General features: G+C 72.1%; 21 protein-coding genes. 5 read left to right on the top strand and 16 right to left on the bottom strand.

The window, feature by feature from the left end; all coding sequences use genetic code 11:
• Nucleotides 1–687 precede the first annotated feature (687 nt).
• Nucleotides 688–1890 (top strand): amino acid deaminase/aldolase, encoded by a 1203-nt coding sequence (locus tag ACIP4X_RS15490; RefSeq protein ID WP_358736130.1) that lies wholly within the window; start codon nt 688–690, stop codon nt 1888–1890.
• Between the two features lie 26 nt (nt 1891–1916).
• Here ACIP4X_RS15490 and ACIP4X_RS15495 read toward each other — a convergent pair whose 3' ends face one another.
• Entirely contained in the window at nt 1917–2876 is a 960-nt protein-coding gene (locus ACIP4X_RS15495) for a LysR family transcriptional regulator (RefSeq protein ID WP_358736132.1), read from the bottom strand.
• A 70-nt stretch (nt 2877–2946) separates the two neighbouring features.
• Here ACIP4X_RS15495 and ACIP4X_RS15500 point away from each other — a divergent pair, with 70 nt between their 5' ends.
• A complete protein-coding gene (locus ACIP4X_RS15500) occupies nt 2947–4119 on the top strand; it encodes a TDT family transporter (protein WP_358736134.1) in 1173 nt (390 codons plus the stop codon).
• Here the strand turns inward: ACIP4X_RS15500 and ACIP4X_RS15505 are convergent.
• From ACIP4X_RS15505 to ACIP4X_RS15520, 4 genes are all read right to left on the bottom strand, one after another.
• Nucleotides 4031–4750, bottom strand: coding sequence for a helical backbone metal receptor (locus tag ACIP4X_RS15505; RefSeq protein WP_358736136.1), 720 nt, complete (start codon nt 4748–4750; stop codon nt 4031–4033). The genes ACIP4X_RS15500 and ACIP4X_RS15505 overlap by 89 nt on opposite strands.
• Nucleotides 4750–5316, bottom strand: a complete 567-nt coding sequence (locus ACIP4X_RS15510; RefSeq protein WP_358736138.1) for an XRE family transcriptional regulator — start codon at nt 5314–5316, stop codon at nt 4750–4752. The genes ACIP4X_RS15505 and ACIP4X_RS15510 overlap by 1 nt, the downstream gene beginning before the upstream one ends.
• A 292-nt stretch (nt 5317–5608) precedes the next feature.
• A complete protein-coding gene (locus ACIP4X_RS15515; protein ID WP_358736139.1) occupies nt 5609–8224 on the bottom strand; it encodes an ABC transporter permease/substrate binding protein in 2616 nt (871 codons plus the stop codon).
• The gene (locus ACIP4X_RS15520) at nt 8217–9305 is read right to left on the bottom strand and encodes a betaine/proline/choline family ABC transporter ATP-binding protein (RefSeq protein WP_391456452.1); all 1089 of its coding nucleotides are present in this window, start codon (nt 9303–9305) and stop codon (nt 8217–8219) included. Before ACIP4X_RS15520 ends, ACIP4X_RS15515 begins: the two co-directional genes overlap by 8 nt.
• A 226-nt stretch (nt 9306–9531) precedes the next feature.
• Between ACIP4X_RS15520 and ACIP4X_RS15525 the strand changes: the two genes are divergently transcribed.
• Nucleotides 9532–10437 carry a 5'-3' exonuclease H3TH domain-containing protein gene (locus ACIP4X_RS15525; protein ID WP_391456630.1) on the top strand — a complete coding sequence of 302 codons (906 nt, stop codon included), beginning with the start codon at nt 9532–9534 and terminating at the stop codon, nt 10435–10437.
• 104 nt (nt 10438–10541) lie between these two features.
• Entirely contained in the window at nt 10542–11387 is an 846-nt protein-coding gene (locus ACIP4X_RS15530) for a siderophore-interacting protein (protein ID WP_358736143.1), read from the top strand.
• Nucleotides 11388–11443: 56 nt separating this feature from the next.
• Here the strand turns inward: ACIP4X_RS15530 and ACIP4X_RS15535 are convergent, their stop codons facing one another.
• From ACIP4X_RS15535 to ACIP4X_RS15550, 4 genes are all read right to left on the bottom strand, one after another.
• Nucleotides 11444–12220, bottom strand: coding sequence for an ABC transporter permease (locus ACIP4X_RS15535; RefSeq protein WP_358736145.1), 777 nt, complete (start codon nt 12218–12220; stop codon nt 11444–11446).
• Entirely contained in the window at nt 12217–13245 is a 1029-nt protein-coding gene (locus tag ACIP4X_RS15540) for an ATP-binding cassette domain-containing protein (protein ID WP_391456449.1), read from the bottom strand. The genes ACIP4X_RS15535 and ACIP4X_RS15540 overlap by 4 nt, the downstream gene beginning before the upstream one ends.
• 196 nt (nt 13246–13441) lie before the next feature.
• Nucleotides 13442–14089 carry a helix-turn-helix transcriptional regulator gene (locus ACIP4X_RS15545; RefSeq protein ID WP_391456446.1) on the bottom strand — a complete coding sequence of 216 codons (648 nt, stop codon included), beginning with the start codon at nt 14087–14089 and terminating at the stop codon, nt 13442–13444.
• A gap of 93 nt (nt 14090–14182) precedes the next feature.
• Nucleotides 14183–14764: a GNAT family N-acetyltransferase gene (locus tag ACIP4X_RS15550; RefSeq protein WP_358736151.1), complete on the bottom strand. Its 582-nt coding sequence runs from the start codon at nt 14762–14764 to the stop codon at nt 14183–14185.
• Between the two features lie 79 nt (nt 14765–14843).
• Here ACIP4X_RS15550 and ACIP4X_RS15555 point away from each other — a divergent pair, with 79 nt between their 5' ends.
• The gene (locus ACIP4X_RS15555) at nt 14844–15797 is read left to right on the top strand and encodes a pseudouridine synthase (RefSeq protein WP_391456444.1); all 954 of its coding nucleotides are present in this window, start codon (nt 14844–14846) and stop codon (nt 15795–15797) included.
• Here the strand turns inward: ACIP4X_RS15555 and ACIP4X_RS15560 are convergent.
• The 7 genes from ACIP4X_RS15560 to tatC all read right to left on the bottom strand — a co-directional run bounded on the left by ACIP4X_RS15560 (nt 15791) and on the right by tatC (nt 24688).
• A complete protein-coding gene (locus tag ACIP4X_RS15560; RefSeq protein ID WP_358736154.1) occupies nt 15791–17374 on the bottom strand; it encodes a cytochrome P450 in 1584 nt (527 codons plus the stop codon). The two genes, ACIP4X_RS15555 and ACIP4X_RS15560, sit on opposite strands and share 7 nt — an antisense overlap.
• 56 nt (nt 17375–17430) lie before the next feature.
• Nucleotides 17431–18051 (bottom strand): ATP/GTP-binding protein, encoded by a 621-nt coding sequence (locus ACIP4X_RS15565; protein WP_391456441.1) that lies wholly within the window; start codon nt 18049–18051, stop codon nt 17431–17433.
• Nucleotides 18032–18442 (bottom strand): DUF742 domain-containing protein, encoded by a 411-nt coding sequence (locus ACIP4X_RS15570; RefSeq protein ID WP_358736158.1) that lies wholly within the window; start codon nt 18440–18442, stop codon nt 18032–18034. The genes ACIP4X_RS15565 and ACIP4X_RS15570 overlap by 20 nt, the downstream gene beginning before the upstream one ends.
• Entirely contained in the window at nt 18439–18846 is a 408-nt protein-coding gene (locus tag ACIP4X_RS15575; protein ID WP_358736159.1) for a roadblock/LC7 domain-containing protein, read from the bottom strand. Before ACIP4X_RS15575 ends, ACIP4X_RS15570 begins: the two co-directional genes overlap by 4 nt.
• The gene (locus ACIP4X_RS15580) at nt 18843–20471 is read right to left on the bottom strand and encodes an ATP-binding protein (RefSeq protein ID WP_391456439.1); all 1629 of its coding nucleotides are present in this window, start codon (nt 20469–20471) and stop codon (nt 18843–18845) included. Before ACIP4X_RS15580 ends, ACIP4X_RS15575 begins: the two co-directional genes overlap by 4 nt.
• 339 nt (nt 20472–20810) lie before the next feature.
• On the bottom strand, nt 20811–23663 hold the full coding sequence (locus tag ACIP4X_RS15585; protein ID WP_358736163.1) for a DEAD/DEAH box helicase: 2853 nt from the start codon (nt 23661–23663) through the stop codon (nt 20811–20813).
• Nucleotides 23664–23740: 77 nt separating this feature from the next.
• Nucleotides 23741–24688 carry a twin-arginine translocase subunit TatC gene (gene tatC / locus ACIP4X_RS15590; RefSeq protein ID WP_358737151.1) on the bottom strand — a complete coding sequence of 316 codons (948 nt, stop codon included), beginning with the start codon at nt 24686–24688 and terminating at the stop codon, nt 23741–23743.
• Nucleotides 24689–24700 lie beyond the last annotated feature (12 nt).

Genomic DNA, 24700 nt, shown 5'->3' on the forward strand with positions numbered 1-24700 from the left:
CCGGGCCGGCCGCTCCTCCCCCTGTCCCGGCAGGCGATGAGCCGCCCATGTCCGGAGCGCCGGAACCCGCCGGAGCACCGCTCGGGGAGCCGTTCGGAACCGGAGCGCCGGAACCCGCCGAAGTGCCGTGCGGGGGAGCACTCAGTCCCGGAGCCGTGGGGCCCGTCGAAGTGCCGTGCGGGGGAGCACTCGGGCTCGGAGCCGCGCGGCCCGCCGTGGGGCCCGTCGACGTACCCCGTGCCTCCGTGGACGTAGCGCCGCTGGGCCCCGGTCGTGTCACGCCCGCGGCGGGCGCGGGCCCGGTGGGTGGGCCGTCGGCGGCGGGGGCCGGCGGGTTCGGGTCGCCGTCGCCGCCCGTGGGCCCCACGGGCCTTGGGGGGACGGGGGCGTGGCGCGCTTCCGTGCTCATGCACCCCCCGTTTCCTCGTGCCCGTGCCGTTTCACCGGGCACGGCCGTCCTCGTCGCCCCGCCCGGCGCGGACTCGTCGTCACCGGACACGCATACCCGTACGAGCGAACCGCCATCCCGGCTCAACGCTGCGGCCGGAATCACTTCCAGGTTCCGCCGGGCGTGCGCGTCACTCTACGGGCTGCCCCGACCCCGGCGGGAACCAGTCCGCGAGCCCAGGGGGATCTGCCCGGAACATCCCCCTACCCTGCGGTAATCAGGTCTGGCAGGCTGCGTCCATGACTCCGCGCGCCGCCGACCGGGCCCGTTACGACCGGGCCACCGCCCAACTCGACGCCCCTGTCGCGATCGTGGACCTGGACGCCTTCGACGCCAACGCGGAGGACCTCGTCCGCCGGGCCGGCGGCAAGCCGGTCCGGGTCGCCAGCAAGTCCGTGCGCTGCCGGGCCCTGCTCGAACGCGCCCTGGCGAAGGAGGGCTTCGCGGGCATCATGTCGTTCACGCTCGCCGAGTCCCTGTGGCTGGCCCGTTCCGGCTTCGACGACGTGCTGCTCGCCTATCCGTCCGCCGACCGCGCCGCCTACGCCGAACTCGCCGCCGACCCCAAGCTCGCCCGCGCCGTCACGGTGATGGTGGACGACCCCGCGCAGCTCGACCTGATCGACGCCGCACGCGGGGGCGGAGGCGAAGTCGTGCGGGTCTGCCTGGAGTTGGACACCTCGCTGCGGCTGCTCGGCGGTCGCGTGCGGGTCGGCGCGCGCCGCTCCCCGCTGCACTCCCCCGCCCAGGTCGCCGACATGGCCCGTGCGGTGGCCCGCCGCCCGGGGTTCGGGCTCGTGGGGATCATGGCCTACGAGGGTCATGTGGCGGGCGTGGGAGACGCGGTCGCGGGACGGCCGCTGCGGTCGCGCGCGATCCGGCTGATGCAGGCCGCGGCACGCGGGGAACTCGCCGAGCGGCGTGCCGCCGTGGTGCGGGCGGTCCGGGCCGTGGCGCCGGACCTGGAGTTCGTGAACGGCGGCGGCACCGGCAGTGTGCAGCACACGGCGGCGGAGGACGCGGTCACCGAGATCGCCGCGGGCTCCGGGCTGTACGTCCCGCGGCTCTTCGACAACTACACGTCGTTCCGCGGCCGTCCGGCGGCGCTGTTCGCCCTGCCCGTCGTCCGGCGCCCGGGGGTCGGGGTCGTCACGGTCCTGGGCGGCGGCTACCCGGCCTCCGGCGCGCCCGGCGCGGACCGGCTCCCGGTGCCGTACCTGCCCGAGGGGCTGCGCTACGACCCTCAGGAGGGGGCGGGCGAGGTGCAGACGCCGCTGCTCGGCTCCCCCGCCGACGACCTGCTGATCGGCGACAAGGTGTGGTTCCGGCACGCCAAGGCGGGCGAGCTGTGCGAACGGTTCGACACGCTGCACCTCGTCGAGGGCGACCGCGTCACGGCCGCCGTGCCGACGTACCGGGGCGAGGGGCACACCTTCCTGTAGCCCGGGCCGGCCCGGAGGCGTTCACCTCATGACCGTGTCAGGGACAGCAGTTCGCGGGCCGGGCCCGCCGGGCGGTGGCCGGTGGGCCAGACCGCTCGCAGGTCGCGTTCGAGGGTGACGCCGTCGACGGGGACGGGGACGAGGCGGTGCAGGGACAGCTCCTCGCCCACCGCGAGTTCGCTGAGCACCGCCGGGCCCGCTCCGCTCACCGCGGACGCCTTCACCGCCGTCGTGGAGGACAGCTCGATCAGCGGGCGTGCCAGGCCGCCGAGCGCCGCGTCCAGCACCTGCCGCGTGCCGGAGCCCTTCTCGCGCAGGATCAGCGGCGTGGTGGCCAGTTCCTCCGCGGACAGCGGGCGCCGGCGCCGGGCCCACGGGTGCGCCGGGGCGGTCACCACGAGCAGGCGGTCGTGGCCGATCACGACGGAGTCGAGACCGGACGGCACCGACACCCCCTCCACGAAGCCGAGGTCCGCCTCGCCCCCCAGCAACCGCTCCGCCACCACCGCCGAGTTCCCGGCGAGCAGGGACACCGCCGTGTCCGGCCGCCGGGCGCGCAGCGCGATCAGCCAGCCCGGCAGCAGGTACTCCGCGATCGTCATGCTCGCCGCCACCCGCAGCCGTGAGTCCCGCCGGTCCCGCAGCGCCTGCGCGCCCGCGTCGAAGGCCTCCGCCGCCTCCACGACCCGCCGCGCCCAGTCGGTGACCAGGGCTCCGGCGTCCGTCAGGCGCGATCCGCGCGGCGAGCGGTCCACCAGCGCCACGCCGAGCTGCCGCTCCATGGAGCGGATCCGGCTGCTCGCCGCCGGCTGGGTGATGCCCAGCTCCCGCGCCGCCCCGCCGAGGCTGCCCAGTCGTGCCACCGCCAGCAGCAGTTCCAGCGCGCCCAGGTCGGGCACCCGGTGCGCCAGCGAGGTCCCCGGCCGCCGGCCCGTGCCGGCCTCTCCGCTCGCCTCGGTCCTCTGGGTGCTCTCACCGCTCCTCATAAGGCCAGCTTATGTCGTGATAGACACAAACCCCCTGGTGGGAGCGTATGGACCGAGGAAACCTTGAGTCATGGTCACCGCAGCCCACACCCTGCCCCGGCAGGCCGCACCCCGGCCCCGCGTCCCCGCCGTCCGCCATCTGGGCCCCAACTGGTACGCCTCCGTCATGGGCACCGCCGCCGTCGGCACGGCGGGCGCCGCGCTGCCGCCGCACATCCCCGGACTGCGTACCGTGTGTGCCGCCGTGTGGGTCCTCTCGCTCGTGTGGCTCATGGTCCTGCTGACCGCCCGCACCCTGCACTGGATCCACCACCGCGACCAGGCCCGCGCCCACCTGCTGGACCCGGCGGCGGCGCCGTTCTACGGCTGTCTGTCCATGGCCCTGCTGGCGGTCGGCGGCGGCGCCCTGTCCGTCGGGCGGGACTGGATCGGCGTTCCCGCCGCGGTGGCCCTGGACAGCGTGCTGTTCACCGTCGGTACGGCCGTCGGGCTCGCGGCCGCCGTCGCCGTGCCGTACCTGATGGTCGTGCACCACCGGATCGAGCCGCACCAGGCGACGCCCGTGTGGCTGCTGCCGCTGGTCGCGCCCATGGTGTCCGCCGCCCTTGGACCCGCCCTCGTGCCGCACCTGCCGCCCGGGCAGGCGCGGGCGACCCTGCTCCTGGCGTGTGTGGCGATGTTCGGGCTCAGCCTGCTCGCGACCCTGGTCGTCCTGCCGGTGATCTTCGGCCGGCTGGTCACGGCGGGCCCGCTGCCGCTCGCGCTGACCCCGACGCTGTTCCTGGTCCTCGGCCCGCTCGGGCAGTCCACCACCGCCGTCGGCGCGTTCGCGGACAGGGCCCCCGGTGTCGTGCCGGCCCCGTACGCCGGCGGCTTCGGCGTGCTCGCCGTCCTGTACGGCGTCCCGGTGATGGGCTTCGCGCTGATGTGGTTCGCCCTCGCCGCCGCCCAGGTGCTGCGCGCCGCCCGCCAGGGCATGGGCTTCGCGATGACCTGGTGGTCGTTCACCTTCCCGGTGGGCACCTGCGTCACCGGCGCCGCGGCTCTCGCCCGGCACACCCACCTCACCGCCTACAGCGCCCTCGCGGTCGCCCTGTACGCCGTCCTGGTGACCGCCTGGGCCGCCGCGGGCGTGCACACCGTCCGCGGGCTGATCAGCGGCGCGCTGCTCGCAGCGCCTCGTCCAGTACCCGCGGAGCCCGTGCCAGCGACGGCCCGTACCACGTCAGGTGCCGCCCACTGACCAGCGCGCAGGGCAGCCCGGGGAAGGCCTCGGGGCCGTCGTCGGCGGTGAAGCGGTACGGCTCGTCCGGCAGTACGACGAGGTCCGGGGCCGCCGCCCGCAGTTCCTCCAGCGGGACGCGCGGATAGCGTCCGGCGTGCCCGGCGTGGAGGTGGTCGACGCCCAGGCGGGCCAGGACGTCACCCGCGAAGGTGTCCCGGCCCAGCACCATCCAGGGCCGCCGCCAGATCGGTACGACGGCTGTCGTACGGCGCGGCGGCACGGGCGGCGACGCCCAGGCGGCCTCGGCCTCGTCCAGCCACCGGGGACGGGCGGTCCCGCCGCACGCGCGCAGCACCCGGTCCAGTTCCCGGAAGGCCTGCGGCAGGTCCCTGACCTCGGTCACCAGGACCTCCAGGCCCGCCGCGCGCAGGGCGTCGAGGTCGGGCTTCCGGTTCTCCTCCTCGTTGGCGATCACCAGGTCGGGGGCGAGGGCGGCGATCCGGTCCGCCTTGGGGTTCTTGGTGCCGCCGATCCGGACGACGTCGAGGCCGGCCGGATGCGTGCACCAGTCGGTGGCACCGACGAGCACGCCGGGCAGGGACACGGCCACCGCCTCGGTGAGCGAGGGGACCAGCGAGACGACCCGCATCAGCGCGACCGGTCCTGGACCGCCTCGATGTGCTCGGCGACCGCGACCACGACCACCCGGGTGTCGGGCACGGTCGCCCGCCAGCGGTGGCGGACCCCGCCGGTGAGGTACATCGTGTCGCCGCGCACCAGCCGGTAGGCCCGGCCCTCCGCCTCGATCTCCACCGCTCCGTCGGCGACGTACATCAACTCGTCGTTGCGGTGCTGGAATTCACGGCCGGCGTCGTGGTCGCCGGTGAACTCGGAAGCGTGGAGCTGGTGGTGGCCGCGCACCAGGGAGCGCACCCGCGGTTCGGGTTCCAGCTCGGTGGCCTCGGCGCGTACGACGTCGACGCTGCACGCCGGGTCGGCCGCCGCGAGCAGTTCCACGGCGGTGGTGCGCAGGGCGTCGGCGACCTTCTCCAGGGAGGTCTGGCTGGGCCGGGCCCGGTCGTTCTCGATCTGGCTCAGGAAGGGGACCGACAGACCGCTGCGGTCGGCCACCACGGCGAGGGTGAGCCCCAGCGCACGGCGGCGCCGCCGGACGGCCGCGCCCACCCGGAGGGGCCGCTCTTTGTTGTCGCCCATCGCTCCGGCTCCCTCCTTCGCTCGTCGGTCCGCTGTTCGTGGGGCCGCTGCCCGCGGGCCCGGTTCCGGGCGCACTCCTTCTGATGAGTTCTCTGCACCCTACGCATGTCCGGCAAACAGTTTCCTGTCGCCGTCACATGCCTGTAAGGATCGCGCGGCTCCGGGATGCGTGGGGGTGGCTCCGCACGGTTGGCCGGAATCCTCCTGTGGACAAGCGTGCGGGGCGGGCCCGTCCCGCGCATCGCGGGCGATGCGGGGCGGCCCGCCCCTTCGGCGGTGTCCGGAGCGGAGGCTACTGCGGGGTCATCCGCGCCGGGACGTCGGGGTGCTGCTTCAGCCAGGCGGTGACGGCCTCGTCCTCGTGGCCCTGACCGCGCTGGTTGATCTCGCTCTCCAGGCTGCCGAGCTCGTCCTCGCTCATCCTGAAGTTCTTGATCCACTTGGTGAGCTGCGGGTACTGCTCGGGGAACCTGGCGCTGGAGATGGTGCGCACGGTGTTGCCCTCGCCGAAGAGCTTCTTGTCGTCGGCGAGCTTGGTGAGGTCGTAGCGGCTGTACGCCCAGTGCGGCGACCACAGCACCACGGCCACGGGCTGCTTCCTGGCGTACGCGCGCTTGAGCTCGGCGAGCATCGCGGGCGTGGAGCCGTCGACGACCTTGTACTCCTTGTCCAGGCCGTAGCCGGGCAGGACCTTGGTCTTCAGCAGGTCCATCTCGCCGGTGCCCGGCTCGATGCCGATGATCTTCCCGCCGAAGGTGGACGCCTTGCCCTTGAGGTCCTCCAGGGACTTCACGTCCTTGACGTAGGAGGGCACGGCGATCTCCAGGGAGGTCGGCTCGTACCAGGTGCCGAGGTCCTTGAGTCTGTCCTTGCTCTTGTCCCAGTAGTTCTTCTGGGCGTAGGGCAGCCAGGCGTCGAAGTTGAGGTCGATGTCGCCGCCGGCCAGGCCGGTGTAGACCGGGCCCACGTCCATCTGCTTCATGTTCATCCGGTAGCCGCGGCGCTCCAGGACGTTCTTCCACAGGTGGGTGACGGCGATGTCCTCGTCCCAGGGGAACCAGGCGACGTTCAGGGTGCGCTTGGCTTCGGCCGGCTTGGCGTCGGAGCCGCCGGGCAGCGGGGCGAGCTTGTCGACGACGCCCGGGTTGTCCTTCAGCCAGGCGCGGACGGCGTCCTGCTGGCGGCCCTTGCCCGCCTTGTTGATCTCGGCCTCGAGGCCGGTGAGCTGCTTCTCGGTCAGCTTGAAGTTCTTCAGCCAGTCGCCGACGACCGGGTCGTCGTTCGCGAAGCCCTTGCGGGCCAGCGTGTGCACGCCGTCGCCCTTGCCCCAGGAGCCCTTGGGGTCCTTCAGCTTCTTCAGGTCGTAGTCGCTGTACGCCCAGTGCGGCGACCAGAGCGTGACGACGATCGGTTCCTTCTTGCTGTAGGCGCGCTTGAGCTCGGCCAGCATGGCGGGCGTGGAGCTGTCGACGACCTTGTACTCCTTGTCCAGGCCGTAGTCCTTGAGGACCTTGCTCTTGAGCAGGCCCATCATGCCGGCGCTCGACTCGATGCCGGTGATCTTCCCGCCGAAGGTGGACGCCTTGCCCTTGAGGTCCTCGAGCGAGTTCACGTCCTTCATGTACGAGGGGACGGTCAGCTCGAGGGACGTCGGCCCGTACCAGGAGCCGAGGTCGTCGAGCCGGCTGCCGTACTTCTTCCAGTACTGGGCGTGGGTCGTCGGCAGCCAGGAGTCCGTCTCGAAGTCGACGTTGCCCTGGGCGAGCGCGGTGTAGAGCGGTCCGGCGTCGAACTGGCGGGCGTCCACCTGGTAGCCGCGCTGTTCGAGGACCTCCTTCCACAGGAAGGTGGAGGCGACGCCCTCGTCCCACGGGATGTAACCGATGGTGATCTTCTTGCCGTGGCCGACGTCGCCGCCGTCACCGGCGGCCGTCGTGCTGCCGCCGCCCGCGAAGAGGCCCATGCCGCCCGCGACCAGGGCGAGGACCACCACGCCGATCACGGCGACCTGCGGCTGCGGCCGGTAGGACCATATCTTCAGGCCCTTGGCGGCCCGCGCCTTGGCGGCGGCACGCCGGCCGAGCGGCGAGACCTCGGTGCCCAGGGCGCTGGTCATGCGGTCGAGGTAGATCGCGAGGATCACGATGGCGATGCCGGACTCGGAGCCGAGGCCGACGTTGAGCTGGCCGATGGCCTCGTTGACGTCGCCGCCGAGGCCGCCGGTGCCGACCATGCCGGCGATCGCGGCCATGGACAGACCGAGCATGATCACCTGGTTGACGCCGGCCATCACGGTGGGCAGCGCCAGCGGGAGCTGGACGCGCAGCAGCGTGTTGCGGGGCGTGGTGCCGAACGCCTCGGCCGCCTCCACCAGTTCCTTGTCGACCTGGCGGATGCCCAGCTCCGTCATGCGGACGCCGGGCGCGAGGGCGAAGATCAGGGTGGCGACGATGCCCGCGGAGGCGCCGGTGCCGAAGAACAGGATGGCCGGGATGAGGTAGATCATCGCGGGCAGCGTCTGCATGAAGTCCAGGACCGGCCGGACGACGGCGCTCACCCGGTCCGAGCGGGCCGCCCAGATGCCGACCGGCACGGAGACGACCAGCGCGATGATCGTGGCGACGAGGACCAGTGACAGGGTCACCATCGCGTCCGACCACAGTTCCATGGAGTCGATGAACGCGAACCCCACGAAGGTGAGCACTCCGGCCAGGGAGCCCCGCAGCCACCAGGCGAGCACGGCGAAGATGCCCGCGAGCAGCAGCGGCTGCGGCGCCTGGAGGACGGCGTTGATGCCGTCGTAGGTGCCGGTGAAGACGGCCTTGAAGAAGTCGAAGAGCCAGGACATGTGGCCGAGCAGCCAGTCGACCGCGGAGTTGACCCAGTCGCCGAGCGGGATCCTAGGCACGGGCCACCGCCTTGTCGCCGCCCTTGTCCCGTGGCGCGTCGCAGCTCACCTGGGTGCTCTGCTCGTCGCCCAGGAAGCCGACGAGCCGCCGGCGCGGGACGATGCCGACGAGGTCGTGGTCCTCGTCCAGCACGGCGACCGGGTGGGGCACGCGGGCGCTGATCGCGCACAGCTCGGTGAACGGGGTGTGCGGGGTCGCGGTGTCGCAGCCGCAGTCCGCCTCGTCGCCGCGTACGTCGCGGTCCATGACCGACTCCGCGGTCAGCACCCGGGAACGGTCGACGTCCTGGGTGAAGGAGGCGACGTAGTCGTCTGCGGGGCGCAGCAGGATGTCCTCGGCGGAGCCGGTCTGCACGATGCGGCCGTCGCGCATGACGGCGATCCGGTCGCCCAGGCGCATGGCCTCGTTGAGGTCGTGGGTGATGAAGACGATCGTCTTCTTGAGCGTCTTCTGGAGCTGGAGAAGCTGGTCCTGCATGTCCCGCCGGATCAGCGGGTCCAGGGCGCTGAAGGACTCGTCCATCAGCAGCAGGTCGGCGTCGGTGGCCAGGGCGCGGGCCAGGCCCACCCGCTGCTGCATGCCGCCGGAGAGCTCGTCGGGCCAGGAGGACTCCCAGCCGGCCAGACCGCACAGGGCGAGCGCCTCGTCGGCGCGGCGTTCGCGCTCGGCGCGGGGCACGCCCTGCACTTCCAGACCGTAGGCGGCGTTCTCGCGGACGCTGCGGTGCGGGAAGAGCGCGAAGTGCTGGAAGACCATGCTGATCTTCCTGGAGCGGACCTCGCGCAGCTCGCGGTCGCTGAGCGCGGTCAGGTCCTGGCCGTCGAAACTGACGGTGCCCGCGGTCGGCTCCAGCAGCCCGTTCAGCATCCGCAGGAGCGTGGACTTGCCGGATCCGGACAGGCCCATGACGACGAAGATCTGGCCTGGATCGACGCTGAAGGAGGCGTCGATGACGGCGGCGGTGGTGCCGCCGGCGCGCAGATCCTCGCGGTCGGCACCCTGCCGTAGCTTTTCCACTGCCTCGTCCGGTCGTCGGCCGAACACCTTGAACAGGTGCTGGGCCTGAAGTCTTGAAGACACGCGTACCTCTTGTCTCGGGGCCAGGGACAGGACGCAGAGGGCCGCCAACAGTTGAAGAAAGCAACCACCTTCGATCCGAGGCGCGCCTGCCCAGACCCTTTTGGCTCAAACCAAACGTGGCCTGGTTCACAATGTCCTCGCCCCGCGTCCACCAGGAATCCACCGTTTCCGCCGTCCGGTGACTGTCGGTGCCGTACGGCATGATGCGGACGTGACCGGACGACTGATGCTCCTCGACACCGCCTCCCTCTACTTCCGCGCCTACTTCGGCGTCCCGGAGTCGATCAGGGCCCCGGACGGCACGCCGGTGAACGCCGTGCGCGGGCTGCTCGACTTCATCGACCGGCTGGTCAGGGACCACCGGCCCGACCGCCTGGTGGCCTGCATGGACGCGGACTGGCGTCCGGCCTGGCGGGTGGAGCTGATCCCCTCCTACAAGGCGCACCGGGTGGCCGCGGAGCACACCGGCGGCCCGGACGAGGAGGAGGTGCCGGACACGCTGTCCCCGCAGGTCCCGGTGATCGAGTCGGTCCTGGACGCGGTGGGCATCGCCCGGGTGGGTGTGGCGGGGTACGAGGCGGACGACGTGATCGGCACGTTCACCGCGCGGGCGGGCGGCCCGGTCGACATCGTCACCGGTGACCGGGACCTGTACCAGCTGGTGGACGACGCCCGTGGGATCCGGGTGCTGTACCCGGTCAAGGGCGTCGGCACGCTTCAGGCCACCGACGAGGCGGCGCTGCGGGAGAAGTATGGGGTCGACGGGCCGGGGTACGCGGATCTTGCGCTGCTGCGCGGCGACCCGAGCGACGGGCTGCCGGGCGTGCCCGGTATCGGTGAGAAGACGGCGGCCAGGCTGCTCGCCGGGTTCGGCGACCTGGCGGGGATCATGGCGGCGGTCGACGACCCGAAGGCGAAGCTCACGCCGTCGCAGCGCAGGCGCCTCGACGAGGCGCGGCCGTACCTCGCGGTGGCGCCGAAGGTCGTGCGCGTCGCCGCCGACGTCCCGCTGCCGGACGTGGACACGGCGCTGCCGCGCGCCCCGCGCGATCCGGCGGCGCTCGAGGAGCTGGCGGCCCGCTGGGGCCTGGGAGGTTCGCTTCAGCGGCTGCTCACCACGCTGGGATCCTGACGGCCCCGGCGACGCGCGCCCGTCGCGCTCCGGAAGGGAGAGGTACTCGACAGGGAGAGGTGTTAGCTTAGGTAAACCTAAGCAAGGGGAACTGGGAGGCCGTCATGGCAGAACGTCCGGCGCGCAAGCAGCGCAGGACCCACTCCGCGCAGGTCGTCCGGACCGAACGGCTGACCCCGCACATGCAGCGCGTGGTGCTCGGCGGCGACGGCCTGGCCGACTTCTCGGCGGACAGCTGCACGGACCACTACGTCAAGCTGCTGTTCCCGCCCGACGGCGTCACCTATCCCGAGCCCTTCGACCTCCAGCGGATCCGCGAGGAACTGCCGCGCGAGCAGTGGCCGGTGACCCGGACGTACACGGTGCGCGCCTGGGACCCCGGCCACCGCGAGCTGACCCTGGACTTCGTCATCCACGGCGACGAGGGGCTGGCCGGCCCCTGGTCGCTGCTGGCGCGACCGGGCGAGACCGTGCGCTTCCTGGGTCCCGGCGGCGCCTACGCCCCGGACGCGAGCGCCGACTGGCATCTGCTGGTCGGTGACGAGAGCGCCCTGCCGGCGATCGCGCGCTCCCTGGAGGCGCTGCCCGAGGGCGCGACGGCCCACGCCTTCATCGAGGTCGCGGGCCCCGAGGAGGAACAGAAGATCGACTCCGACGTGGAGGTGGTCTGGCTGCACCGCGGCGAGCGGCCGGTCGGCCGGGCGCTGGTGGAGGCCGTACGGGCGCTGCCGTTCCCCGAGGGCCGGGTGCACGCGTTCGTGCACGGCGAGGCCGGGTTCGTGAAGGAGCTGCGCCGGCTGTTGCGGGTCGAGCACGCCGTTCCCCGCGAGAGCCTGTCCATCTCCGGATACTGGCGGCTCGGCCACGACGAGGACGGCTGGCAGGCCTCCAAGCGGGACTGGAACGCCCGCATCGAGGCGGAGCAGGAGGGCGCGGCGCCTGCCGCGTGAGCCACACTGCGAAGCGGCGGCGGTACCGGGTCGGTACCGCCGCCGCTTCGCGTGGCTCAGACCGACCGCTGGTAGGAGTGGAACGTCCGTATGGACAGCCACACCGCGGCCACCGCGAGGACCAGCAGCGCGCCGCCCCGGCTCCCCACCACGCTCCAGTCGGGATGCGCGGACATCGCGGAACGGCCCGCCACCATCGCCCAGTTGAGCGGGTTGAAGTCGGCAATGTGGCGCATCCAGCCGGGCATCTGCGCGGGGGCCATGAAGGCGGAGGACAGGAACGTCAGCGGCAGCAGCAGGAAGGTGTTGATGCCGATGATGGACTCCCGCTCCTGCACCAGCATGCCGAGCGCGTTGGACAGCGCCCCGAAGACCGTGCCGAGCAGCACCGAGGCGAGCACCAGGATCAGGACGCCGACGACGCCGCCGGGGTAGTCGGCACCGCCGAGCAGGCCGAGCAGCACGATGACGACCGACTGGAGTGCGGTGACCAGGCCGTTGTGGACCACGTTGCCGTTCATCAGGGCGGCCCGGCTGACCGGGGTGGTCAGGAACCGGTTGAGCGTGCCGCGCTGGATCTCCTCCAGCGTGCCCATGCCGGCCCACATGTTGGAGCTCAGCGCGCTCATCACGACCACTCCGGGCACCAGGTAGTCGAGGTACGAGGTGGTGCCGAAGCCGCCGAGTTCGACGACCTTCTTGAAGAGGTTGCCGAACAGGAACAGCCAGATCACGGGCTGGATCAGGGTGATGACCGCGTAGGCGGGCTGGCGTGCGAACACCATCATCTGACGCTGGGTCATGTACCAGGTCTGGGAGATCGCGGTGCTCATCGGGCACCTCCGCCGAGGGCAAGGGCCTCGGCACCGGCGGCTCCGCTCTCGGCCTCCGCCTCGGCGTAACGGCGGCCCGCGTAGCGGAGGTAGACGTCGTCGAGGGAAGGGCGGGCCACGGTCGCCGCGGTCACGGTGACCCCGGCGTGCTCCAGGCCCGCGAGCAGCGCGGGCATCGCGGCGGCTCCGTCGTCGGCGCGGGCGCTGATCCGGCGCCCGTCGATCAGTACCTCGTGCACGCCGGGCAGGGAGCCCAGGGTGGCGGCGAGCAGCGTGCGCCCGGCTTCGCCGACCGCCTCGCGCAGTTCCATGTGGACGGCATCGCCGCGCAGTTCGCCCTTGAGGGAGTCCGGGGTGCCCTCGACGACGACCCGGCCGCGGTCGACGATGGCGATGCGCTCGGCGAGCCGGTCGGCCTCCTCCAGGTAGTGCGTGGTGAGCAGGATGGTCAGCCCCTCCTCGCCGGCCAGGCGGCCGATCTCGTCCCACATCGCCGTGCGGGCCTCCGGGTCGAGGCCGGTGGTGGGCTCGTCGAGGAAGAGGACCTCGGGCCGGTGCATCAGTCCGAGAGCGACGTCCAGGCGCCGCCGCATGCCGCCGGAGTAGCCCTTGACCGGGCGGCGGGCGGCGTCGGCGAGGCTGAACCGCTCCAGCAGTTCGTCGGCCCGCCGGTCCAGGCCGGCGCCCTTCAGGCCGTAGAGCCTGCCCTGGAGCCGGAGGTTCTCGCGGCCGGTGGCGACCGGGTCGGCGCCGGAGTTCTGCGCGACCACGCCGATGGCGCGCCGCACCCGGTCCGGGTGGCGCAGCACGTCGTGGCCGGCCACGGTCGCCTCGCCGGAGTCGGGGCGGGCCAGGGTGGTGAGGATCTTGACGGTGGTGGACTTGCCGGCGCCGTTCGGGCCGAGGAGACCGAAGACGGTGCCCGGCTCGACGGTGATGTCCATGCCGTTGAGGGCGGTGACGTCGCCGGAATAGGTCTTGGTCAGCCCGCGCGCCTCGACGGCGGGTGCCCGGGTGGGACTCATGGCGGAGCTCTCCTGGATGAGTGGTGAGTGGATGGGTGGCGAAGATCGCCGACTGATCCACGTGAGAGCGCCGGGCTATCCTGGGTGTGCCGCACCTCGATCGCCCGGAGAAGCCTCACGGTGGATTCGGCTTCGGGGTTCGAGACCCCGGCGGGACTGCTGCAACAGCCCTGCCGGGGTCTGTCTCATGACGAGTTCACTTCTGGTAGTGGCGTTCCTCGATCTCCTCGAACTCGGCGGGGATCTCCCCCGTCTCGTGGAACCGGCGCCAGCTCTCGACGCCCGGCAGCGAGCCCTCGCGGATCTCGCGGGCGAAGCCGCGGACCCATTCCGTCTCCGCCTCGGCCATGTGCTGGTGGTACTCGACCTCTATGAGGAACAGGCGCGGCAGCGTCTCGTTGAGCTTGTCCAGCACCGCCCGTCCGCTCGCCACCCGCATTTCCAGGGCGGTCAGCCGCTCCTCCAGCAGCCGCACGACGTCGTCCGGGGGCAGCGCCCCCAGCAGCGAGAGCGCGGTCTCGAAGATCGGGTACTCCTTGGCCGGCACGGCGACGAGGTCCGACAGCCACCGCGTCATCTCCTCACGGCCAGGCCCGGTGAGCGCGTAGATCGTGCGCTCGGGGCGGTTGCCCCGGCGCTCGACGTCGACCACCTCGACGAAGCCGCGCTCCTCCAGGTTCTGCACGACCGTGTAGAGCGAGCCGTAGTTGATCTTGGTGCTGGCGTCCTTGCCCTGACGGCGCAGGGTCTGCGCGATCTCGTAGGGGTGCATCGGCTTCTGCCAGAGCGTGGTCATCACGGTCAACGCGAGCGGATTGCTCAGCTTCCTGCGCCCGCCGGCCATACCCCGATCACCTCGCTTCCGAATATCCGGAGACGAACATATCGCGACTCGCAGGCCGCGTCAACGTACGCGATATATCGCGGTGCTCCACCATCAGTCGCCCCGCAGGCGGGCGTGCAGGTGCATGTCGTGCCAGCCGTCGGCGTGGAGGCCGGACCCGCGCTTGGTGCCCTCCACGGCGAACCCGGCCCTGGCCGCGACACGGCACGACGCCTCGTTGCGTACGGAGTGCAGGAGTTCCAGTCGGTGGAATCCGGTGACCTCGAACGCCCAGTGGACGAGGGCCGCGGTGGCGCGCGAGGCCACGCCCAGGCCACGCGCCGCCGGAGCGGTCCAGTACGCCACCTCGGCAGCGCCGTCCTCGAACCGGACCTCGCGCAGCGCGACCCGCCCCACCGGACGGCCGGTGTCCGCGTCCGCCACCGCCCACTGGGCCTCCCGGTCCGCCGCCCAGGCGGCACGCCAGTCCTCGATCCAGCCGGCCGCCTCGGCCTCGGACTCGGCGGCCCTGGCGTGCCACTGGTGCATGACCGGGTCCTGGAAGACGTCGTGGACGACGGGGGCGTCCTCGGGGATCCAGGGCCGCAGGAGGAGGCCGTCGCCGGTGGACAGGGTGGGCTGCGTGGTGCGCGCGAAGGTGCCGGCCGGAAGGACCGGGCTGATCAGAAGAGGCATGGCCCGCATCCTGCCCGTGGGCCGGCCGTCGGCGCACAGGTTTTCCCGAGTCGCGGGCGGCCTCGTAGGCTTTCGGTCGATGCGACGCAAGACCCGTACCCCGCCCTCTCCCCTGCCGCAGCGCCGCGGGGTGGATCCGGTGCGGGTGCGGCTGCCCGCCGCCGGGTCCTGGGCCACCGTGCGGGCGTATCTGGTGGAGCGGTTGTCGGGGGCCGGGCCCGGGGTGGTCGGGGCCATGGTCGACGCGGGCCTGGTCGTCGGGGCCGACGGACGGGCGGTGGCGACCGACGCGCCGTACGAGCCCGGCATGTACGTGTGGTTCCACCGGGAACTGCCCGAGGAGGTGCCGGTGCCGTTCCCGCTCCGGGTCGTGCACCGTGACGAGCACCTCGTCGTCGTCGACAAGCCGCACTTCCTCGCCACCACCCCGCGCGGTTCACACGTCGCCGAGACGGCCCTGGCACGGCTGCGCCGCGAGCTGGGGATTCCCGCGCTGAGCGCCGCGCACCGCCTGGACCGGCTCACCGCCGGTCTCGTGCTGTTCACGGTGCGGCCCGAGGAACGCGGCGCCTACCAGGCGCTGTTCCGCGACCGGCTGGTGCGCAAGGAGTACGAGGCGGTGGCGCCGTACGACCCGGCACTGGCCCTGCCGCGGACCGTGTGCAGCCGGATCGTGAAGGAGCGCGGGGTCCAGGCCGCCCGCGAGGTGGCAGGCGATCCGAACGCCGTCACGCGTGTGGAGCTCGCCGAGCACCGCCCGGACGGGCTCGGGCGGTACCGGCTGGTGCCCGCCACCGGGCAGACGCACCAGCTGCGCGTGCACATGAACGCGCTGGGCGTACCGATCCTGGGCGACCCGCTCTATCCGGTGGTGACCGACCCGGTGCCCGCCGGTGACTTCCGGCGCCCGCTGCAACTGCTCGCGCGGACAATGGTGTTCACGGACCCGGTCACCGGGGCGGAGCACCGGTTCAGCAGCGGGCTGGTGCTTCGGGCCTGGTCCGACTTCGCGGGGTGGGCGGGTCGTCAGTAACCGCGCCACCAGCGCAGGAGGCGCTGCCGGACACCCAGGGGGCGGGCCGCGCCGTCGCCCGGTGCGGGGTGCGGGGCGTCCGCGGAAGGCGCGACACCCGGCTCCACGGCAGCCGGTGCGGCACCCGGCTCCGGCCCGCTCGCGCGCGTGGTCGACGGCACTCCTGAGCCCGTGGTCGGGGGCTCGGAGGGCGACTCGGGCGACCGCTCCGGCCGCCGCCCCGCGGTCGCCGTGCCGATCTCCCAGTCCGGGCGTGACGGCTCAACCGGGTGCGGGGTGTGGCTCGGCCTGGACCGCTCGTCCTGCTGCGGCCTCGGCGTGAACCGCACCGGCAGCTCCAGCAGATGGCGGGAGGCGATCGACTCCGTCCAGCGCAGCTCCGTCTCCTCGCAGTCGAGCCGGAGGTCCGGCAGCCGGGTCAGCAGCATGTCGACGCCGACGTCGGCGATGGCACGCCCGACGTCCTGGCCGGGGCACTCGTGCGGGCCGCCGCCGAAGGCGAGGTGGGAGCGGTTGCCCTGCATGTCCGCCGTCGGACCTGGCCGCACCCGGGGATCGGCGTTGCCCGGCGCGATGCCCAGCAGCAGCCCGTCGCCCCGTCGGATGCGCCGGCCACCGAGTTCGGTCTCCTGCTTGGCGAAGTAGCCGAAGATGGTGCTGAACGGCGGCTCGTCCCACAGGGACTGCTCGACCGCCTCCGGCACGGTCATCTGACCGCCGTTGAGCTGGGCCCGGAAACCGGGCTCGGTCAGGACCCGGCGCACGGTGTTGGCCAGCAGGTTGGCGCTGGCCTCGTAGGTGCCGATGAGTACGACGCGCAGATGCTGGCCGACCTCCTCGTCGGTCAGGCCCGCCGGCTGGTCGATGAGGTGGCTGGTGAGGTCGTCCTCGGGCCGGGCCCGGCGGCGGACCGTGAGCCGCAGCAGGCAGTCCATGATGTACTCGTTGCTGGCGATCGCGGTCTCGGTGCCCTTGAGCATGTCGCGGGCGGCCTGCACGATCCGGTCGTCGTACTCCTCCGGCATGCCGAGGACCTGGCACATCACCGCCATGGGCAGATGCTCGGTGAACCGGGCGACGAGGTCGGCGCGGCCCGTCTCGCAGAACCGGTTGACCAGGCGCTGGGTGGCCCGGCCGATGTGGCGGCGCAGGGCGCGGAAGTCGATGAACTCCAGGGCGCCCTGCACGGCGCCGCGCAGCCGCCTGAGTTCCTCGCCCTCGGCGTGGGCGCAGATCGGCTGCCAGGCGATGTGCGGCATGAGCGGGTGATCGGGCTTGACCGTGCCGTCCCTGAGCGGCGTCCAGATGCGGCTGTCCTTGGTGAACTGCGAGGGGGTGCTCACCATGTGCAGGTTCTCGGCATGGCCGAGGACCACCCACATCGGCACGTCGTCGTGGAGCAGTACGGGCGCCACCGGGCCGTACTGCTCGCGGAGTTGCTCGTAGAGCACTCTCAGGTCCCGCGCCTCGTGGAGCCGGTGCAGTCCGCCGGGCCCGGTGCCGTGCGCGGGGCAGCCGGGCAGCGGGGCGGGGGCGAGGTCGTCCGGACGGGTCGGGGAAGGGGGTTCAGGCGTCACGGCGGTCGCTTTCCGGGAACGGAGGAGGTGTGGGTGCGCGGGCGGGCAGGCGCGGATCAGAGGGGCGAGCCGGTCACGGCGAGGGAGTGCAGGAAGCGTGTCAGCGTCAACAGAACGTCACGGCTGGAGGAACGGAGCCGCGCGTCGCACTCGACGATCGGGATCTCCTCGGACAGGTCGAGCGCGGCACGCAGCTCCGCCACCGGGTGACGGGGGGCGTCCGGGAAGGAGTTGACGGCGACGACGAAGGGCACGCCGCGCTCCTCCAGGCGGCCCATGACGTCGAAGCTGACCTCCAGCCGGCGGGTGTCGGCCAGTACCACCGCGCCGAGCGCGCCCTCGAACAGCCCGTTCCACAGGAACCAGAAGCGCTGCTGGCCGGGGGTGCCGAAGAGATAGAGCACCAGGTGGTCGCTGACGGTGATGCGGCCGAAGTCCATCGCCACGGTGGTGGCCGACTTGGACTCGGAGCCGTAGTCGTCGTCGACGCCGATCCCGGCCTGGGTCATCGTCTCCTCGGTGGTCAGTGGTCTGATCTCGCTGACCGAGCCCACCATGGTCGTCTTGCCGACCCCGAAACCGCCGACGATCACGATCTTCGCCGCGGTCCTGACCGTGTGCGGCAGATGGTCCTCGGTGCGCGGGCCGGGGAGGGTGTCAGAGCCTTTGAAGTCCATGCATCACCGCTTCGAGGAGGTGTCGGTCGGGGACCACTTGGCGGGCGATCGGCGCGCGGGCCTGCACGAGGCCGGCCGCGAGCAGCTCGGTGATCAGCGCGGTCGTCGCGCTGAACGGCAGGCCGAGATAGGCCGACAGCTCGGCCACGGACAGTGGGGCGGCGCACAGCCGCACCAGCGCCACCTGCTCCGGGGCGGCGGACGGCGGCGGCTCCTCGCGCGCCACGATCAGGGTCACCAGGTCGACGGCCGCGCGGGCGCCGTCCTCGCCCGCCCCGGCGACCACGTACAGCCGCTCGGGGTTCCTCTCCTCGCCCTGCCCGGCGGGTTCGGGGGACGTCGGGGGCGGTCCGTGCCCGGGGGAACGCCTCTGGCGCCGTGGAGGGCTCATTCGGTCCGCCCGCCCCGCCGCGGCGGACTGGTCAGGTGGGCGCCGATGCGGACCACGAGGTCGCGCATGCGGGCGCTCATCAGTCCGGGTTCGGTACGGACGTCGGCGAGCACCGCGAGATAGGCGTTGGCCCCGGCGGACATGAGGTAGAAGTAGCCGCCGTCGATCTCGATGACGACCAGCTTCATCCGGCCGTCGCTGCCCGGGATCTCCACGGCGACGGCGGACGCGAGGCTCTGGAGTCCGGCGCAGGCCGCGGCGACCCGGTCGGCGGCGTCGCCGTCACCGCCGTAGCGGGCGATGCGCAGGCCGTCGGCCGAGAGCACCACGATCATCCCGATGCCGGGCACGCTGTCGTGGAGCTCCTTGAGCATCCAGTCGAAGTTGGCTCGCTGCTGGATCACTTGAGGTCCCCCTCGTCGTCGGCCCGGACGTCGGCCTCGGCACGGGCCGGCTCCTCGATCAGGTGGAGATACGCGGTCGGTTCCCGGGTGAACGCGGTCGGGTCCGGGCCCGGGTTGTCCTTCTTCAGCCCGTCCCAGAAGGCCTCCACCCACAGGCCCGGTTCGGGGTCCTTCCTGCTGGGCGCGGTCCCGGGTCCGGACGCGGCCCGCACCGCACCGCCCTCACGCTCGGCCCGCTCGGCGGCGGCCTGCTCGGCGACACGCCGGCCCAGCGGGGCCCTGGCCCGGCTACGGCGCTGCGGCAGGCCGCCCGCCGTCCACTCGGTGACCTCGGGGATCTCGTCGTCCGCCGGGGAGACCGCGGCGGGGACGCGGGGGCTGGTGGGCCGGCGTCTCTTCGGGGCGCGCTCGGGGCCCGCCACCGCGTCCTCCCCCGGTCGCGGCATGGAGGTGGCGCCGATGCCGTGGGCGAGACCCGGAGCGGGTTCGGTGGTCGTCATCTCGCCGGGCACCACGAGGACCGCGCGGACACCGCCGTACGCGGAGGCCCGCAGGGAGACCCGCATCCCGTGCTTCGCGCACAGCCGTCCCACGACCGCGAGGCCCAGGCGGGGGGTGTCGCTGAGGTCCAGCGGGTCGACACCGGCCTTCGCCGCCTCTAGGAGCCGCTCGATCCGGGCGCGGGTCTCCTCGTTCAGGCTGACCCCGCCGTCCTCGATCTCGATGGCGACGCCGGTCTGCACCTCCACGGCCGTGACGTGCACTTTGGTCTGCGGCGGCGAGTAGCGGGTGGCGTTGTCGAGGAGTTCGGCCGCGGCGTGGATGACGGGCTCGACGTCGACGCCCCTGATGTTGACCTTGGCGATGGAGTGCAGCTCGATCCGCCGGTACTCCAGGATCCGGGACATGGCGCCGCGCAGCACGCTGTAGAGCGTGACCGGGTTGGGCCACTGGCGGCCGGGGCGGCCGCCGCCGATGACGGAGACGGAGTCGGCCAGCCGGCCGATCAGCGCGGTGCCGTGGTCGATACGCAGCAGATCGTCGAAGACCTCGGGGCTGCGGCCGTGGTCCTCCTCCATCTCCCTGAGTTCCCTCGCCTGTTGGTGCACGATCGCCTGCACGCGCCGGGCGATGCTGACGAAGGCGCGCTGGGTGGAGTCCCGGATGTTCTCCTCGTCGTCCACGATCTTGAGGATCATGCGCACCACCGCGCGCTGCGACTCGGGGATCCCGCGCCACTCGGGGTGTCCGTCGACGATGTCGCGCATCACCTCGGCGGGTGTGTGGCTGCCGCGCAGGTGGTCGATGGCGGCGGGGAGGACGTCCGAGGCGAGACGGTGGATCTCCCGGTCGTGGGCGGCCAGGCGCTCCTCCAGGTCCGCGGTGCGCCGGACGTACTGAGCCCGCTGGTCCAGGACGGCGCGCCCGCGGCGTACCGCCTCGGCGCCCGTGGTGAGCACCAGCAGGGTGGCGACGGCGCCGCAGCAGGCGACGGCGAGGCGGGCCGGGTCCGGCACCAGGGCGACGGCGGCCCCGGTGGCCGCCGCCATCACCAGGGCGGGCAGCAACAGCACGCGCGCGTAGGGAAGTTCACGGCCACCGGGGGGCGATTGAACACTCACCATGTAAGCCCTCTGAGGAGAATCGGCTGGGTTCGGGCAGCTTCCAGTGGGGGTACGTCATGAAATCGACGCGGATTTCGGCGCGTTCGAGGACGCTTGGGAGCAAGCTCGCGAACAACCTCAACTCGCTGCGCCGCGGGCGAGCATAATCCGGTCGGATCATCGCCATGTCATATTCAGCAAGGGCCTGAAACGGGGCGCACGACGGGAGTACGCTCGGGACATTTGCACGCCCCGGCACGATTCGAACACGTACGGTGACGCGGTACGGGCATACGAAAACCACATGGCCCCGGCGGCACTCGCCAGGGCCATGTGGTCGATGCGTTCGTCCGGCTCCGCCTACCCGACCGAGGAGTAGGCGACGACGCCCCGGAGCAGCCCGTCGACGGCCTTGCGCGCGTTCCTGGCCACCGAGGAGCCCTCCACCGGCGCCGCCGCGGAGATCTGGCCCAGTACGTCGATCACCTGCTTGCACCAGCGCACGAAGTCGCCCGCCGGCATCTCCACCTCGCGCAGCACCTCGTCCAGGCCCTTGCCCGAGGCCCACATGTACGCGGCCCAGGCGAAACCGAGGTCGGGCTCGCGCTGGCCGACCCCCTCGGTCTGGTTGATGCGGAAGTCCTCCTCCAGCGCGTCGAGACGGCCCCAGATCCGCACCATCTCGCCGAGCGCCGCCTTCGCCTTCCCCGAGGGCAGCTTGGGCGCCGTCGCGTCGTCGCTGACCCGTGCCTCGTACACCAACGCCGAGACGCAGGCGGCGAGTTCGGCCGGACCCAGTCCCTCCCAGACTCCCTCGCGCAGGCATTCGCTGGCCAGCAGGTCGAGTTCGCCGTACAGCCGGGCCAGCCGCTTGCCGTGCTCGGTGACCTCGTCGCCGCGCAGGTAGTCGAGCTCCGTCAGCAGCGCGACGATCCGGTCGAAGGTTCGCGCGATGGTGTTCGTACGCCCCTCGATGCGGTGCTCCAGCTGCCTGGTGTCGCGCGTCAGCCGGTGGTAGCGCTCGGCCCAACGGGCGTGGTCCTCGCGGTCGTCGCACCCGTGGCAGGGGTGGGCGCGCAGCGCGGCGCGCAGCCGGGCGATCTCGCGGTCGTCGGCCGCCTGGGAGCGCCGCTTGCGGTGCCGCTCCGCCGAGATGTGCCCGGCCTTGGTGCGCAGCGCGGAGGCGAGGTCGCGGCGGGACTGCGGGGAGCGCGGGTTGAACGACTTCGGGATCCGCATCCGCTCCAGCGGCTCCACGGGCACCGGGAAGTCGATGGCCGCCAGCCGCTTGACCTGACGCTCGGCGGTCAGCACCAGCGGGCGCGGGCCGTCGTGGTACTCCAGGCCGCGGTGGCCGTTGGAGCGGCCCGCGGGCAGGCCCGGGTCCAGCACCAGCGCCAGGCCCGCGAACTTGCCGGTGGGGACATGGATGACATCGCCCGGCTTGAGCTTCTCCAGGGCGACGGCGGCCTCGGCACGCCGCTGGACCGCCCCCTGCCGGGACAGCTCGGTCTCACGGTCCTTCAGTTCCCGGCGCAGCCGCGCGTACTCCGTGAAGTCGCCGAGGTGGCAGGTCATGGAGGCCTTGTAGCCTTCGAGGCCCTCCTCGTTGCGCTGCACCTGCCGGGAGATGCCGACGACCGACCTGTCGGCCTGGAACTGCGCGAAGGACGTCTCCAGCAGCTCGCGCGAGCGGTGCCGGCCGAACTGGTCGACCAGGTTCACCGCCATGTTGTACGACGGCCTGAAGCTGGAGCGCAGCGGATAGGTGCGGGTGCCCGCCAGGCCCGCCAGGTGCTCGGGGCTCATACCGCGCTGCCACAGCACCACCGCGTGGCCCTCGACGTCGATGCCGCGGCGGCCGGCGCGGCCGGTGAGCTGGGTGTACTCGCCGGGAGTGATGTCGGCGTGCTGCTCGCCGTTCCACTTCACGAGCTTTTCCAGGACCACCGAGCGGGCCGGCATGTTGATGCCGAGGGCGAGGGTCTCGGTGGCGAAGACCGCCTTGACCAGGCCCTGCACGAACAGTTCCTCGACGACCTCCTTGAAGGTCGGCAGCATGCCCGCGTGGTGGGCGGCGATACCGCGCTCCAGGCCCTCCAGCCACTCGTAGTAGCCGAGGACGTGCAGGTCCTCGGCCGGGATGGCGGCGGTGCGCTCCTCGACCAGGGCGCGGACCCGCTCGCGCGCCTGCTCGTCGTTGAGTCTCAGGCCCGCGTACAGGCACTGCTGGACGGCGGCCTCGCAGGCGGCGCGGCTGAAGATGAAGGTGATCGCGGGGAGCAGGCCCTCGGCGTCGAGGCGCTCGATGACCTCGGGACGGCTCGGGGTCCAGATCCGGGACCGCTGTCTGCGCTCCCGCTCGCGATCGGCCTCGCGCATCGCACGGCCGCGCCGGCGGTCCTGGTAGGAGGGGCGGGCGGCCTCCATGCGGGCCATCCGCGTGAGGTCGGGGTTGACCGCCCTGCGGTTGCCCTCGCCCTCCTCGAACAGGTCGTACATCCGGCGCCCGGCCAGCACGTGCTGGAACAGCGGCACGGGCCGGTGCTCCGAGACGATCACCTCGGTGTCGCCGCGGACGGTGTCCAGCCAGTCGCCGAACTCCTCGGCGTTGGACACCGTCGCCGACAGGGACACCAGGGTCACCGACTCCGGCAGGTGGATGATCACTTCCTCCCACACGGCGCCGCGGAAGCGGTCGGAGAGGTAGTGCACCTCGTCCATGACCACGTAGCCGAGGCCGAGCAGGGTCTGCGAGCCCGCGTACAGCATGTTCCGCAGCACCTCGGTGGTCATCACGACCACCGGAGCCTCGGAGTTGACGCTGTTGTCGCCGGTCAGCAGGCCGACCTTGCCGCTGCCGTAGCGACGGCACAGGTCGGCGTACTTCTGGTTCGACAGCGCCTTGATCGGCGTCGTGTAGAAGCACTTCCGGCCCTGCTGGAGGGCGAGGTGGACGGCGAACTCGCCCACGATCGTCTTGCCGGAGCCCGTGGGCGCGGCGACCAGTACGCCCTTGCCCGCCTCGAGCGCCTGGCAGGCCTCGATCTGGAACGGGTCGAGGCCGAAGTCGTACATCTCGCGGAAACCCGCGAGGGCGGTGGCCTGCTCGGCAGCTCGCCTGCGCGCTGCCGCGTACCGCTCGGCCGGTGAGAGGTCCTCTGTCATCGTGCTTTCGAGCGTACCGGGCCGCACCGACAACAGGACGATCATTATCGCGATCGTCCCTGGCATGGAAAAGGCCGGCCGCTCGCGGTGCGAGCGGCCGGCCGGGGAATCCGTGGTGGTGATCAGGTCGCGTCGTCGTACCCGTTGACCCGGTCCCCGTCGGTCTGCTCGGGCAGGGCGCGGCGGGAGTTGACGGGTTCGACCTCGCCGATGTCCTCGGGGGTGAGGTCGAGTTCGGAGGCCTCGTCGTCCGACGGTCCCAGCGCGGCCAGCCGGTCCTTGCGCCGGTCATTGAGCAAGGAGATGGCCACCGCGACGAAGTACAGTGCGCAGATCGGTGCGGCCAGCGCCAGCATCGTCAGCGGGTCGGGGCTCGGCATGGCGACCGCCGCGAAGGCCGTGATGCCGACGACCATGCCCCGCCACCAGCCGAGCATGCGCTTCCCGGACAGGATGCCGGTGAGGTTGAGCATGACGAGCAGGAGCGGCATCTCGAACGAGAGCCCGAAGACGACCACCATGCGCGTGATGAGGTTGAGCAGGTCATCCAGCGGGAGCAGGTTGTCGACCCCGCTGGGGGTGAAGTCGATCAGCACCCTGGCGGTGGTGGGCAGCACGTGGTAGGCGAAGTAGGCGCCCCCGAGGAAGAGGGGGAAGCCGGCGGCGACGAACACGTAGCCGTACTTCTTCTCGTGCTTGTGCAGTCCCGGGGCGACGAACGCCCACAGCTGATAGAGCCAGACCGGCGAGGCCAGCACCACGCCCGTCATCAGCGACACCTTCAGCGCCAGCGTGAACGGCTTCAGCAGGCCGTTGATCGTGAGGTGCGCGCAGGCGCCACCCTTCTCCGACTTGGCCAGGTCGAGGAAGGACTGCCCACACCCCACCGAGTCCAGCACCGGCTTGGTGATGAAGTTGACGATGTCCTTGTAGAAGAAGGCGGCGACGATCGTCACGAGCAGGATCGCCAGGACACCTTTCCCGAGCCGGTTGCGCAACTCACGGAGGTGATCCGCGAGCGACATCCGCCCCTCGGGGTCCTTCTCCTTCTTGCGGGCAGACTTCAGCAACCCACACCCTCA

Origin of the sequence: Streptomyces sp. NPDC088817 (genome assembly GCF_044750345.1) — a bacterium.
GTDB lineage: Bacteria > Actinomycetota > Actinomycetes > Streptomycetales > Streptomycetaceae > Streptomyces.